Source organism: Paenibacillus sp. NPDC056579 (assembly GCF_042793215.1).
Taxonomy (GTDB): domain Bacteria; phylum Bacillota; class Bacilli; order Paenibacillales; family NBRC-103111; genus Paenibacillus_S.
This window is the reverse complement of sequence record NZ_JBHTVD010000005.1, coordinates 559,107-571,857: the sequence shown is the minus strand read 5'-3', so window position 1 is coordinate 571,857 and position 12,751 is coordinate 559,107. Positions and strand designations below refer to the sequence as shown.

14 protein-coding genes are annotated in these 12,751 nt (G+C 52.8%); 5 read left to right on the top strand and 9 right to left on the bottom strand.

The genetic code is table 11. The features are described 5' to 3' along the window. Positions 1 to 130: 130 nt before the first annotated feature. The 3 genes from ACFQ88_RS22235 to ACFQ88_RS22225 all read right to left on the bottom strand — a co-directional run bounded on the left by ACFQ88_RS22235 (position 131) and on the right by ACFQ88_RS22225 (position 2,396). Complete coding sequence (locus ACFQ88_RS22235) at positions 131 to 904, bottom strand: class I SAM-dependent methyltransferase (RefSeq protein ID WP_379456801.1); 774 nt, start codon at positions 902 to 904, stop codon at positions 131 to 133. 239 nt (positions 905 to 1,143) lie between these two features. Continuing rightward, entirely contained in the window at positions 1,144 to 1,848 is a 705-nt protein-coding gene (locus tag ACFQ88_RS22230; RefSeq protein WP_379456799.1) for a hypothetical protein, read from the bottom strand. A gap of 344 nt (positions 1,849 to 2,192) precedes the next feature. Continuing rightward, positions 2,193 to 2,396, bottom strand: a complete 204-nt coding sequence (locus tag ACFQ88_RS22225; protein WP_239632367.1) for a copper ion binding protein — start codon at positions 2,394 to 2,396, stop codon at positions 2,193 to 2,195. A 291-nt stretch (positions 2,397 to 2,687) separates the two neighbouring features. Here ACFQ88_RS22225 and ACFQ88_RS22220 point away from each other — a divergent pair, with 291 nt between their 5' ends. Next, positions 2,688 to 3,992, top strand: a complete 1,305-nt coding sequence (locus tag ACFQ88_RS22220; protein ID WP_239632365.1) for a dicarboxylate/amino acid:cation symporter — start codon at positions 2,688 to 2,690, stop codon at positions 3,990 to 3,992. A 109-nt stretch (positions 3,993 to 4,101) separates the two neighbouring features. On the opposite strand, the gene ACFQ88_RS22215 is transcribed toward ACFQ88_RS22220, so the two are convergent. Next, positions 4,102 to 4,428 (bottom strand): hypothetical protein, encoded by a 327-nt coding sequence (locus tag ACFQ88_RS22215; protein WP_379456796.1) that lies wholly within the window; start codon positions 4,426 to 4,428, stop codon positions 4,102 to 4,104. A gap of 214 nt (positions 4,429 to 4,642) precedes the next feature. Here ACFQ88_RS22215 and ACFQ88_RS22210 point away from each other — a divergent pair, with 214 nt between their 5' ends. The 3 genes from ACFQ88_RS22210 to ACFQ88_RS22200 all read left to right on the top strand — a co-directional run bounded on the left by ACFQ88_RS22210 (position 4,643) and on the right by ACFQ88_RS22200 (position 7,636). Continuing rightward, positions 4,643 to 5,395: an ABC transporter ATP-binding protein gene (locus ACFQ88_RS22210; RefSeq protein ID WP_379456868.1), complete on the top strand. Its 753-nt coding sequence runs from the start codon at positions 4,643 to 4,645 to the stop codon at positions 5,393 to 5,395. Then, positions 5,395 to 6,576 carry an ABC transporter permease gene (locus tag ACFQ88_RS22205; RefSeq protein ID WP_379456794.1) on the top strand — a complete coding sequence of 394 codons (1,182 nt, stop codon included), beginning with the start codon at positions 5,395 to 5,397 and terminating at the stop codon, positions 6,574 to 6,576. The genes ACFQ88_RS22210 and ACFQ88_RS22205 overlap by 1 nt, the downstream gene beginning before the upstream one ends. A 109-nt stretch (positions 6,577 to 6,685) precedes the next feature. Then, positions 6,686 to 7,636, top strand: a complete 951-nt coding sequence (locus tag ACFQ88_RS22200) for an alpha/beta hydrolase (protein ID WP_379456792.1) — start codon at positions 6,686 to 6,688, stop codon at positions 7,634 to 7,636. A 96-nt stretch (positions 7,637 to 7,732) separates the two neighbouring features. Here ACFQ88_RS22200 and ACFQ88_RS22195 read toward each other — a convergent pair whose 3' ends face one another. From ACFQ88_RS22195 to ACFQ88_RS22175, 5 genes are all read right to left on the bottom strand, one after another. Then, positions 7,733 to 8,470: a hypothetical protein gene (locus tag ACFQ88_RS22195; RefSeq protein WP_379456790.1), complete on the bottom strand. Its 738-nt coding sequence runs from the start codon at positions 8,468 to 8,470 to the stop codon at positions 7,733 to 7,735. 27 nt (positions 8,471 to 8,497) lie between these two features. Then, a complete protein-coding gene (locus tag ACFQ88_RS22190) occupies positions 8,498 to 8,893 on the bottom strand; it encodes an STAS domain-containing protein (RefSeq protein WP_379456788.1) in 396 nt (131 codons plus the stop codon). After that, positions 8,856 to 9,374, bottom strand: coding sequence for an ATP-binding protein (locus tag ACFQ88_RS22185; RefSeq protein ID WP_239635296.1), 519 nt, complete (start codon positions 9,372 to 9,374; stop codon positions 8,856 to 8,858). Before ACFQ88_RS22185 ends, ACFQ88_RS22190 begins: the two co-directional genes overlap by 38 nt. Before the next feature lie 47 nt (positions 9,375 to 9,421). Further along, on the bottom strand, positions 9,422 to 10,483 hold the full coding sequence (locus ACFQ88_RS22180; RefSeq protein ID WP_379456786.1) for a PP2C family protein-serine/threonine phosphatase: 1,062 nt from the start codon (positions 10,481 to 10,483) through the stop codon (positions 9,422 to 9,424). A gap of 240 nt (positions 10,484 to 10,723) precedes the next feature. Further along, positions 10,724 to 11,743, bottom strand: a complete 1,020-nt coding sequence (locus ACFQ88_RS22175; protein ID WP_379456784.1) for a Gfo/Idh/MocA family protein — start codon at positions 11,741 to 11,743, stop codon at positions 10,724 to 10,726. A gap of 146 nt (positions 11,744 to 11,889) precedes the next feature. On the opposite strand from ACFQ88_RS22175, the gene ACFQ88_RS22170 reads away from it, so the two are divergent. Then, positions 11,890 to 12,723: an AraC family transcriptional regulator gene (locus tag ACFQ88_RS22170; RefSeq protein ID WP_379456782.1), complete on the top strand. Its 834-nt coding sequence runs from the start codon at positions 11,890 to 11,892 to the stop codon at positions 12,721 to 12,723. Positions 12,724 to 12,751: the final 28 nt, after the last annotated feature.

Genomic DNA, 12,751 nt, shown 5'->3' with positions numbered 1-12,751 from the left:
TGACCTGTCAATCCGCCGTGTAACGCGGTTTTTCCGACTTACAAGCTCGCCTTCCGACGCGTCACGCCTCTGTAAGGCGGTTTTTCCGCGTTACAAGTGCTCCGCTCGCTCACATGCTACCGGCCGCCACTCAAACTGCTTTCCGTGCTTTCAGCAGCATATAATCCCCTTGAAAGCTGAGCAAGCTCCCTTGCTCCGTCTGGATGCCAAGCTGTCGCTGCAGCTCTTCCGGCTGGCTCAGCATATAGGCCTCCAATTCCCGCTTCGTCGTCTCCGGTACGTTCATCCGACCGCACCACGAATCGATGTAAAACGTTTTGCGGGACTGTACCAGCTGCTCAACCTTGAAGCCGGCGAGCTCTAGCTTCGTTATCCACTCGGATTTTCTCCAGGCGCGATAATGGCTCGGATCCCGTCGCTTCTCGACCTCATTGTACAGAGCGTCCAGCTCATCCCACTCCGAGGATACGTTATCGAACAGGATCAAGCTTCCATCCGCTCTCAATACCCTTGCCGCCTCCTTCACAAAAGCATCGACATTCGGGAAATGGTGCGCCGCGATGCGGCAAACGGCGATATCGAAGCTCCCCGCTTCGAAGGGCAGCGCCTCGGCATCTCCTTGAACGTAGCGGATTTGATTGCAGCCCTGGCTGTTCAGGAACGATTCGGCTACCTGCAGCATCGGCTCCGTCATATCCAGCGCGGTCACTTCCTCGGCATGCTGGGCCAAAACCAGTGCAGCATGGCCGCCCCCTGTGGCAATATCCAGCGCTCTGCTTGCGTTTTCGGCTTTGATCCAGTCGGCCAATAGCTGCAAATCAGCTCCTGCTGCGTGCAGCGGGCTGCTGACATAATGGGCGGCATTGGAGCCGAATTGAAGCCTTACCTGCTCTTTGATATCCATATCCTAACCTCCATTTCATTTCATGCAATGAAACTACGTTTTGTATAATGGAATTATATCTTAAGCATACTCTACATCGTGAGTGCTGTAAAGCCTGATTATGGCATCCGGCCAATCATTTTTTCACCAAAAATCCGTGCCGGAAACGTGTATCAGCGAGCCGCCATCTGCATCTATCACCGCCGCTATTGAGCAGCCTCCCCTTACTATGTATTTGAATTAATCGTTCATCTCTCAAGTCAGAACAGCCTCCGCTCAAGCCACTCCATAATAGCTCCCACCGTTTGATTCATATTGGAACGTCCTTCCTCATTCACATAGGGAGGCTGCATGCGAAAATAATCCGGATGGCTTCCGATGAGCGGAAGGCCGATAATGGCGCCGGGAGCATACGCATTTCGTTTCCAGAGAGCGACTCTGCTCCTCCCTGTAACCCAGCCTCCCCACCGCCCGAACCTGGTCACGGGATCGCTTCTTCTGCCATCCTCCCCCACCAACGATAAATACAGCACACGGTCCTTCCAAACGACCGGAACCGGGCACTTGGGAGAACCGATCTGCACGACGAGCGGTGCCTTATGTCCTGCCGAGATAAGCTGCCTCGCGATCTGAACAGCGGTTACGCCTCCGCCGCTATGCCCGATGAGCAGCACCGTATGCCCGGCCTGCGTTGCCTGCATAATTTGCTCTCGCGCTGCTCCCGCTCCGACGGACCGCCAGACCTTCTCGTGGATATCCGTCAAGTCGCGGGCGATTTCAAGCAATTGATATGCGGCCCTGCGCGACCAGTCCCCGTATGGATAGAGCGAGGCCGATGCCGATACCGCCAATCCGCGGCTGTGCAGCTGCCTGGACAGCTCGTCCCGAAATACATCCATAAATCCCTGCGCGGTTGCAAGTCCGGCCAAAGTAAATATCGCTACCGTCGCCTTATTAGTGCTCAATTCAACCGTCCTCCGCTTCCCTATGATCAAAAGCCATTTCTCTTATTATACCGGCTTTGCGCTGCTGCTTCCTCTTCTGCCCGCGATCCGAGCCCTTGGACGGACATTCCGATACGAATCCAATCCGTCATCCAACCTACCATCCGCTTCCATAAGCAGCTAAAATAACCCCGCAAAGTGGAGCTTTGGCTTCGAAGTTAATCAGATACTTTGCGGGGAGCCCCGATTATAAATTCTATATATGCAAAAAAAAGCGCAGGTCCGAAAACATAACGTTTTCTTCTCGCGCCTTTATTCCATCCACTCCGCAAAGGTCCTGACACAAAGTGAAATCTGCCCATCCCTTATTTCACGACATCGTACCCTTGATCTTCAATGGCTTCCCTGATGGCAGCCTCGTTCAGCTTCTTTTCGTCGAAAGCGACGGTCACCGATTTATTCGGCAGGCTCACGTTTCCGCTTGCTCCGAGCTCCTTCAATGCGCCTTCAATGGAGCTGACGCAATGATTGCAAGACATTCCTTCTACCTTCAGCGTTATCGTTTGCATTGTCAATCGCTCCTCTCTTTTATAAACTCAATATACCCCCATGGGGTATAAAAGTCAAGTGTTCCTCCACATGCCGCGCTCACCTAATTAGTATTTGCTTTTGCGACCAAAAAGACCAAAACCACCAATACGGCCAAAAGATTCACAAACCTATTTGAAAGCGATATCATGAGTTCATTCCATTCAACACTTCGCTGAAAGCGATTGCAGTATACGTTTCCAACAAGGAAAGCGGTACGAAAAATTCAAGAGACCGGGTAATGACAACATACAAGAAAAGAGGGATCTTAAGTGAGAATCAATTTTAAAAACTTGACCGTTCAAGTGTTAATCGCTATCGTGATCGGGATATTGATCGGTCAGTTTTTCCCCGCTACCGGCATTCAGCTGAAAGTATTAGGCGATATTTTCGTCAAAATGATCAAAATGGTCATCGCTCCGATTGTATTCTTTACTATCGTCATCGGCTTTGCGAATATGGGAGATATGAAAAAAATCGGCCGCATCGGCGGCAAAGCGCTCCTCTACTTTGAGATTATTACAACCTTCGCCATGGCAATCGGCATCGCCGTCATGTTTATTGTGAAGCCGGGCGCCGGTATGGACATCAGCAATGTGGGCAAAAATGCCGCCGATGTTGCCAAATATGCAAAGCAGGCTGCAGAAACGCCGCACGGCTTCGTCGATTTCCTGGTCAGCATTATTCCTGACAGCGTTGTCGGCGCCTTGGCCAAAGGAGATATGCTGCCGGTACTGTTCTTCTCCGTCCTCTTCGGTCTGGCTATGGCCGGACTTGGCGAGAAGGCGAAGCCGCTAACTTCGTTCTTCGAGAAAATGAACGATGTATTTTTCAGGCTCGTCGCTATCATCATGCGCTTCTCTCCGCTTGCCGCAGGCGGCGCTATGGCCTATACAATCGGCAAGTTCGGTATCGGCTCGCTGTTCTCTCTCGGCAAAATGATGGGCTCGGTCTACATCACGATGTTCTTGTTCGTCGTATTAATTCTAGGCACGATTGCCAAAATATACGGCTTCAGCATCTTCAACCTGCTCAAGTTCATTAAAGAAGAAATACTGCTCGTACTCGGTACCTCCTCCTCCGAATCGGCGCTGCCGCGCTTGATGGAGCGTCTCGAAAAGTACGGCTGTTCCAAGTCCGTTGTCGGGCTGGTCGTTCCGACCGGGTATTCGTTTAATCTCGACGGCACTTCGATTTATCTATCCATGGCCGCCTTGTTCATCGCTCAAGCTTACGGTGTCGAGCTGACCTGGCTGCAAATCTTGACCGTGCTCGGCGTGCTGATGGTAACGTCCAAAGGAGCCGCCGGCGTAACCGGCTCCGGCTTCATCACCTTGGCCGCTACGCTTGCTGCCGTTCCGGGCAATGTGATTCCTATCGAAGGGATGGCGCTCCTGCTCGGCGTAGACCGCTTTATGTCCGAAGCGCGCGCAATTACGAACCTGATCGGCAACAGCGTAGCTACCGTCGTCATTGCCAAGAGCGAGAAGCAGTTCGGCTTAGAGGAACCTGCGGCTCCGGCGGCGGCTGACGAAGAAGCGGCCTTCATCGGAAGCGGCAAGCTGTCGGAAGCCTGATAGAGCTTCTTAGCGATAATCCATCCAAGCCAAAGACCCTCCAAAATCAATGGAAACGTTGGTGCCGGAGGGTTTCTTTTTTTGTATCCGAATCCTGCATCCCCGCCCTTCAACGCGCTCTAACGGAGACCATCACGATGAAGCTGATAAGATACAATGCGCACGTTACCCCGAATAGGGAAAAAATGCCAGGGGTCATCAGCAAATACAAGCTGACCGGCAGCGACCAAATAAATGCGGCAAGCATTAGCGCGGCTCTAGCCAATAATGACGCGAGGATAGCGAGGCAAGCCGGAAGGCCGATCATAACGAACGTGAGCACTTTAGTATCTATATGGACTGGGCTGGAATATGGATTGAAAAAAATCATAATGAGCCACAACACAATCGAACCGATTCCCGACACGAGACCTGTCATGGAAGAAAAAGATTTCATAACGCACATCTGCCTCCCCATTTCGATTATAGAGACATCGCTTACTTATTGTAACGCTACATTGACGATTAGGTTGCACTGCCGCCGATTTTTGGGCCATCAATCCTGTGCAGCAGCGGTACTCTTGGCTATCAGGGAGACACCTCACATCCCCCCGACTGGAAAAGGAACGGAAAATCCGCTAGTCTAGAAGGAAAAGAATTGCAAAGGGGGAATACCGGTGCAGCCGATTTTGGAAGTGGAACGCGTCACCGGAGGCTACAGCCGCCAGCAGCCTGTGCTTCACGATTTATCCTTCCATGTCCAGCCTGGGGAAATGGTCGGTCTTATCGGATTGAACGGCGCAGGCAAAAGTACGACGATCAAACACATTCTCGGTCTGATGCTTCCGCATCAAGGGGAAATCCGGCTGAAGGGAAAGCAATTGGCCGAATCGCAGGAGCAATACCGGCAAACGTTCGCTTACGTGCCAGAAAGCCCGTTACTATACGAGGAATTAACCGTACAGGAGCATCTGGAGCTGACCGCCATGGCTTACGGCCTCGATTCCGCCTCCTACCGGCAAAGGATTGAGCCGCTTCTCGAGCAGTTTCAGATGAGCAAGCTGACCGGACGGATGGCCTCGCATTTGTCCAAGGGGATGCGGCAAAAGGTCATGATCATGTGCGCTTTTCTGGTGCAGCCTGAGCTCTACATCATTGACGAGCCGTTTCTCGGGCTGGATCCGCTAAGCATGCGCTCCTTGCTGGAGCTGATGGTTCAGGTGAAAGAAAGCGGCGCTTCCATTCTCATCAGCTCCCACATTCTGGCCACCATCGAACGGTATTGCGACCGGTTTCTCGTCATGCATCAAGGCAAGCTTATCGTATCCGGTCCTGTCGAGACGCTCCGCGCGGCAGCCGGAATGCCCTCCGCTCCGCTCGATGACGTGTTCTGCGAGCTGGTAACAAGGGACGGTTCCCGCTGATGGACATGAGCGCATTGTATCAACGCCGAACCGCCGAATTTCTTAAGGAAATCCGGCCTTATGCACATTATGCATTTCAAGGCGCTTCCATGGCTGCGATCGTGTTTTTCTTGCTGTTCTCCATTGCTTACCGCCTGTTTCTTCAATGGGTGACGCCGGAGTTCCCTTGGCAGCCTCTTTGCGCAGCCGTCCTGTTCCTCGCGCTCGCTAGCGGCCGCGTCCGGACTTACCTTCAGGAGGCGGATACGTTGTTTCTGCTGCCGCAGGAGCGGGGCATGAGCATCTATCTGCAAACGGCCACGCGCCGCGCCATCATGTTCCAGCTGGCGGTTACCATCGCCGCCTGGCTGCTCGTATGGCCGCTGTACGGCCGGATGACGCAAGCGGACGGCATTGTGTTCGTTGTGCTGCTGGCCGTGCTGCTGCTGCTGAAATGGGCGCTATTGAACGGCAAATGGACGGAGCTGCAGCTCCAGGAGCCGGGTACGCGCAGAGGGTTCATCCTGCTTCGCTGGCTGTTCGCCGCGCTTGCCTCCTACGCGCTGATGGCGCTGAAGCTTCCATACGGCATCCTGACCGCTGGCGCCGGCGCAATATTGTACTTGGCCGTTCTCCGGCTTCCGCACAAATATACGGTGCATTGGACGCTGTTGATAGAAATGGAACGAAGACATAAAGCGAGCATCTACCGGCTGCTGAATTGGTTCGTCGATGTGCCGCAGGTTCAAGGCAAAGCAAGAGGCATTCCGCTGCCGGGCCTGCTTCGTCGTATGATTCCATTCCGGCAGCGATCCTCGTACCATTACTTGCATACTCTGGTATGGCTTCGCTCCGAGCTGCTCGGCATCTCTGTGAGACTCGCTGTAGTCGGTATCATCCTCATCGTCTGGATTCAAAATGACTGGGCCGCAGCGATCGTCTATGCGTTGTTCGGATTGTTCGCCGCGCTGCAATTGTCCGACCTGAAGCGGTATTACCGGGAGCATATATGGCACCGGATTTATCCGATACCTGAAGGGATGCTGAAGCATTCGACCGGAGCAGTCCGGTTCCGCATTCATTTGGCCGTCCTGCTGCTTATGGCTGTTCCGCTCTGCTTTTCGCTCCCGAATCCTTTATGGGCCGCGGGCCTGCTCCTGCTTGGCGTTGCGGTTTCCTGGCTGTACCACCGGTTCCGCTAGTTCCAGGCGTATCCATAAAGATTCATGAAATTCCACTCTGTTGCACATGAACAGGTTATCGTATAATGGATCATGCTTATTCATTTTATTATCGGAAAGGAATATCAGCATGCGACCCACTCCAGCCATTACGAGAGCCTCTCGTCCCCGTGGCAGATTAACTAAAAAAGTACTATGGTCGACAGCCGTTCTGCTTGCTTTGCTCCTGATCGCCAGTGTCGGCATATCGGTGTATGTCGGCTGGAAGCTGACCCATCCGGCACGCGTTGCACTGGATGAAACGCCGGACCGTTACGGCCTTGCCTTCGAGAAGGTGGAATTTGAAAGCAGGACGAAAGACGTTGCTCTGCAAGGGTGGTTTATCCCGAGCTCGTCCGAACCGGCCAAGATGAATATTATTATGGCGCACGGTTACCGGAAGAACCGTCTCCAGACGGGAGCGGATACGCTGAAGCTGACCAAATCGCTCGTTGATCAGGGATACAACGTATTGATGTTCGACTTCCGCAACTCCGGCGAATCGGGCGGTGAGCTGACCTCCGTCGGCTACCTGGAAAAGTACGACCTGCTTGGTGCCGTCGATTGGGTGAAAGCGAACCATCCGGAGCCGATAGCGGTTCACGGCTTCTCTATGGGGGCCAGCACCGCATTGACGGCGGCTGCCGAAGAGAGCGCGATAACCGGCATTGTAGCGGACAGCCCGTTCAATCATTTGACCCGCTATTTGGAGGAAAACTTGCCGACCTGGTCCAATTTGCCGAATTTTCCGTTTACGCCGCTTATTCTCGGCATTTTGCCTCCGCTTACCGGCATTGATCCGGACCAGGTAGACGCACTGACCGCGATCGATCGGATTTATCCACGACCAGTATTGTTCATTCACAGCTCGGACGACCACTCGATCCCGCTGCAAAACAGCGAATCGATGTGGGCCAAGCATAAGGACCGGTTCGAAATGTGGCAAATTTCGGGGGCCGACCATGTCAAAGGCCACGCCGTACATCCGAAGGAATACGAAGAAAAAGTGCTGGACTTCTACGGCAAGCTTCAGCAGCCGTAACGATCGGCTTGTACGTCGAAGCATTGCCTAAGCAGAAGCAGAAGAAGCAGCTCCCGCTCCTCCAACCGGGGACTTAACGGGAGCTGCTTTTTTATGCTACATAATTTGTATCGCCTTCCCTCTTTGCGTATCGGTCAAGCGCACCAACCCGCTCCTCTCCAGTGCGGACAAGGCGTCGATCAGATCCGTTCCCTCGAATTCCACGCCTTTATACACAAGCAGGTCGACGATTTCCAGCAGTGTGACTTCATAGCCGCTTTGAAAGCTGTTCTGAATCAAAGCAATGAGCTCCCTGATCAACCGCTTTTCCTTGTCGAGCAAGAACCGGGACCGGATGTCCGACAGCTCGTTGTTGAACTTGTCGCGGTACGCGAGGGATATATCCTTCTCCACTTCCTCCGGCACGTCCAGCCCCCGCTCGCGGAGCACCTCAAAGATAGAATCTACATGAGTGGACGCTTCCTCCACGAACCGGTTCAGCGATTCCAGAATATGCTCGTTGTACGTTTTGGTATCGTGGCGGAGGGTAATCAACTCGTCCTTCATCTTGCCGAACTCCTCCACTTTATCGCTGATTTGATTCAGCGCTTGCCGGACTAGCGTATTATGCGTAGACGCCTCGAAGGCCTGAATATAGGAATAGATCATGGCTACTACGGCCAGCATGATCGTCGTCAAAGCCGAACCGAACGTAATTTGATCGATAAGCTCTCTTGCCGTATCGAACTTCCACGACATGACGGTAATAACGACAATGATCAGATCAAAGATGATAAAGCCGTAAATCATGTCTTTCTTGCTTATTTTTTCAATCAAAGCATGCCAAAGATTCATCTCCCTCCCTCCTTTCGGCTGTTCGATTTATTCTTCTTGTCTTTTACTGTCCAAAAGCCGGACGGCCTCCTCTAGATCGGAGCATAACGAAACAACCAAATGCAGCTTGGCGATGGCTGCGAGCTCTTTCATTAGCTCATCCCGCAGGATGACGACCAGCCGGCCTTCCCCCTTGTCGAAGCTTTTCTTGAAATAAATGAGCACGCCTAGCCCAGTACTGTCAATTAATGTAAGTTCCGTCAGATCCAAAATGTAGCCTTCACACGGCTTCACGAGGCGTCCCAGCCATTCCTTGGCCTTGCCGTCATTGCCGTACGTCAGCTTCCCCGACAGCATGAAATGCTGGTACGCACCTAAGGACGTCTCGCTAATATGAAGCTGCTCCCTATCCTTGCCCTTCGGGTTGTACGCAGGTCCCTTCATATTGATTACCTCCCTTCTTTCTAAGCTCAATCGTCATCCTCCCGCTATCGTCCTGCTCATAGGTCAACTGGTCGGACAACCGTTTGGCGAGGAGAAGCCCTCTCCCCCTTTCCTCATACAGCAGTTCCTCCAGCTTCATTTGACTTCTTCTGCCGATCGTCTGCCCTGCGTGCCGGCATGCATTGTTAGTAATGGTAATGACGATGTCCCCCTCGTTCAGCTCCATCCGCACGGATACGGTGCAGCCGGACATCTCCCCAGTCCTCCCGTCTTCCCTCCCTGTGCCTTCTCTGCCTTCGCGCAGCTGGACATGCTGGTGATGCATGGCAGCCTCGACTGCGTTGATGACCAATTCATGGACGGCAAAGCACAGCTTGCGGTATTGGGCTACTCCCGTATACTTCAGAAAGCTCTCCGTCATTTCATCCGATAAATCGATGAATTTCTGCGACGGCTGGCTTTCAATCATCATGAAGACCATGTTACTCACTCCTTTTACTCCTTATAGGCTTATGGACTTCTCCATCATCACGCTTCTTTTATATCCAGTGCGATAACGCATATATCGTCAGGCATATGGGACCCTTGGCTCAGTTCATTAGCCAGCTCCCTGATGAGACAATCTGTATCCAAACCGCCGCACGCTTCCAGCAGCTCTCTCATTCGTTGTGACGTTGCCGCGGGAGACGCGCCGTACACTTCGAACAAGCCGTCGGTAAATAAAATGATCCGGGCATTGCGTCTGAATGCCGCCGTCCCCCTTTGAAAATCGGCCTCCGCATCAATGCCTAGCGTAATCCCGCCATGTACCAGCTCGTCAAACGATTCGCCGTCGCTAAGCATCATGCCGTAAGGATGGCCCGCATTCACATATTCCACCTGCCGTCTCCGGGCATCCGCCAGCAAGCATACGGCTGTACAATACATAGCCCCTCCGCCGTCGGCTTCTGTTTGGAACAGTCCGCATAACCGCGTGTTCAGCTGCTTCACGATATCGACAGGATCGATCACATTCTCCGGCATCGACTGCAAATAAGCGTGAATGTACATGCTGACCAGGGAGGATGAGACGCCATGACCCATGACATCGGTCAAAATAATGAGCGCCTTATCGCCCTGAACCAGCCGCCACATGTACATGTCTCCCGACACCTGTCCGGACGGAATGTGGAGCCCCTTGATGGTAATGCAAGCACTCTCTGCGGCGGCAGGCAGCACCGATTGCTGAATCCGTCTCGCCAGCTCCATATCTCTCAGCATGCGGTGTTCATTCAGCATAAGCCGATTCCTGATCGCATCGATCCGGCGCAAAACGGCTAAGCCCGCTGCCGCGCTGCTTGCCATGCCGCCGATTAGAGCGGCGAGCGCCGCAAGCGCATGGTTCAAGTCCATGCTCAGCGGTTCATCTGCGCTCCAATCGATCCAAGCGAGTGGAAAAAGCAGTGCGCCAAACACAACGATAACGATGGCTGCCTTCTGTCGGACGGGGAAAGGTGAAGCGGCGGTGAGGGGGCGGCATATGAACCATTTTGCGTACACAAATAAGAACGTAAGCAGGAAGCACACGTTCAGCACATATTCTTCGATCACCTTCTATCGCCCCTCCTCCTTTTTCCCGCTTGTACTACTAAGGTATGAAACCTTGAGCGCAGCGGTCTCCATGAATGGAGCAGGCAATGAATGGATATTTCAGCTTGAACAGTCTCGCAAAGCGATGACCGGCTAAGAAGCCCGGAAAATAGCTTTGCACCTTTTCCTGCACAACAAAAAAACAGCCTGCCGACGCAGGACTGCGCCAACAGACTGTCTCGTATGAAACGGAGTCATTCGTTATTCCGTGTAATTGATTCTTTGTCCGAGCTTGGAGGACTCATAAATATCCATAACCAGGCGGAACGCCTTGTAGCCTTCCGGTCCGTCGATCCAGAAATGCTTGCCTTCGAGCAGATGCGCATAGAAATCTCGAATCTGGAACTGATGGCTGACGCCCCAGTACGCTTTCTCGCCCAAGTCGTTTTTGACCGGCTCAGCCAGAATGGTGCTCGTATCTCCTTGCAGCAAATACAGCGTATCGCCGCGAAGCTGCAGCGTCGCCTTCTCAAAAATAACCTCGACCTCAACCGGAGTGCTTCTGCCGTAAGCATTCGTCGCGTAGAAGATCGCCTTCACGCCGTTTCGGAATTCGATATGCGCGTGAGCGGTGTCCTCCACCTCGATGACTCCTTCCAGCGAATCGTTGGAAATACTCCCTTTGATGCTGGCCACGTCTCCTCCGAGCCAATGCAGCAGGTCCAGCGTATGGATCGCCTGATTGATCAGCACGCCCCCGCCTTCCGTAGCCCATTTGCCTTTCCATTCCGTCTCGTAGTATGCAGGAGTCCGCGACCACGTGACAAGACCTTTCATGCACAGCAGCTTGCCGAATTCTCCCGAATCGACCGCTTGCTTCATGCGGATGGACGAAGGGTTGTACCGGTTTTGGAAAATAACGCCGAGCTGCACGTCTTTATTCTCTTCCGCCGCGTCGAGCATCGTATGAGCGGACGCTTTGTTCTCCGCCATCGGCTTCTCCGTCAACACATGCTTGCCCGCCTTCAGGGCATCCACGGTCATTGGGGCATGCAAATAGTGACCCGTACAAATGTGGACCACCTGGATATCATCACGTTGCAGCATCTCTTTGTAGTCGGTGTAATAATCGCAGCCGTACGTCTCGGCTGTCTTTTTCGCCAATTCTTCATTAATGTCGACGACTGCTTTAAGCTCTGCCAGCTCCAAACCTGCGATCGCTTTCAAATGGACGCTTGAGATAGACCCGCAGCCGATAACGGCTGTTCCCAATGATTTCATGGTTTCACCTGATTTCGTAGTAATTAGGCGCATCCTGAGACACGCTTTCATTTCCATTTTATAATGAAGTATAATAAAAACAAATTCCTTGCTTCAATTGCCGTTTTTATTGCTTTTTTTGACTTTTTATCCGGAGGTGGGCACCGATGCGAATCCATCACGAAATGAAAGGAATCCATTACATCCACCGGCGAACCGAACAGCCGCCCAAAATGGATTTTCACCTTCACGACCGGTTTGAAATTTATTTTTTTCTGTCCGGCGACGTCCACTATTTCATCGAGAAAAATGTATATCCGCTCGCATACGGTGACCTGCTCATCATGAACAACCGGGAGCTGCACAAGGCAACCTTCCGCTCGGACGAGCCTTACGAAAACATCGTCATTCATTTCGATCCGGAAACGATTCGGCAGCTGACCTCCGCCTTCTCCTTCGACCTGCTGGACTGCTTCGTGAACCGTCCATTGGGCGAGCAAAATAAAATTCATCTGCTTCCCCACCAGCAGGATGAACTCTTCAGCCTGTTCCACAAGATGGACTGCCTATTCCGCCAGCCGGCGGACGGATCGGATCTGCTGCTGGCCACGTATATGATCGAGCTGCTCGTTCTGCTCAACCGCGCGTTCCGGCACAACCAATCTCCGCTGCCCGCATCGGTCGTTCCGGAGAAGCTGGCCCCCATTCTAGATTATATCGATCACCACTTGGATCATGATTTGTCGCTGGAGGCGCTGGAGCAGCAATTTTTTATGAACCGCTACTATTTGAGCCGGCTGTTCCGTCAAAGCACGGGAAGCACGATTCACGAATACATTCTGCTCAAGCGAATCGCCCGCGCGAAAAAGCTGCTGTACGAGGGCCATAACGTTACCGATGCTTGCGAGCTGTCGGGCTTTAACGATTATTCGAATTTCATCCGCATGTTCAAACGAATCGTCGGCGTGCCGCCGGGACGGTACCGAAAACAGCATTCCTGATTATTCTAATGATTGACGAACGGGACGT

Excerpts from the sequence above, each read along its gene's own strand:
- ACFQ88_RS22225 (WP_239632367.1), bottom strand. The coding sequence starts at position 2,396 with ATGCAAACGATAACGCTGAAGGTAGAAGGAATGTCTTGCAATCATTGC.
- ACFQ88_RS22235 (WP_379456801.1), bottom strand. The coding sequence starts at position 904 with ATGGATATCAAAGAGCAGGTAAGGCTTCAATTCGGCTCCAATGCCGCC.
- ACFQ88_RS22185 (WP_239635296.1), bottom strand. The coding sequence starts at position 9,374 with ATGGTCTTCATGATGATTGAAAGCCAGCCGTCGCAGAAATTCATCGAT.
- ACFQ88_RS22215 (WP_379456796.1), bottom strand. The coding sequence starts at position 4,428 with ATGAAATCTTTTTCTTCCATGACAGGTCTCGTGTCGGGAATCGGTTCG.
- ACFQ88_RS22200 (WP_379456792.1), top strand. The coding sequence starts at position 6,686 with ATGCGACCCACTCCAGCCATTACGAGAGCCTCTCGTCCCCGTGGCAGA.
- ACFQ88_RS22190 (WP_379456788.1), bottom strand. The coding sequence starts at position 8,893 with ATGAAGGGACCTGCGTACAACCCGAAGGGCAAGGATAGGGAGCAGCTT.
- ACFQ88_RS22170 (WP_379456782.1), top strand. The coding sequence starts at position 11,890 with ATGCGAATCCATCACGAAATGAAAGGAATCCATTACATCCACCGGCGA.
- ACFQ88_RS22205 (WP_379456794.1), top strand. The coding sequence starts at position 5,395 with ATGGACATGAGCGCATTGTATCAACGCCGAACCGCCGAATTTCTTAAG.
- ACFQ88_RS22175 (WP_379456784.1), bottom strand. The coding sequence starts at position 11,743 with ATGAAATCATTGGGAACAGCCGTTATCGGCTGCGGGTCTATCTCAAGC.
- ACFQ88_RS22195 (WP_379456790.1), bottom strand. The coding sequence starts at position 8,470 with ATGAATCTTTGGCATGCTTTGATTGAAAAAATAAGCAAGAAAGACATG.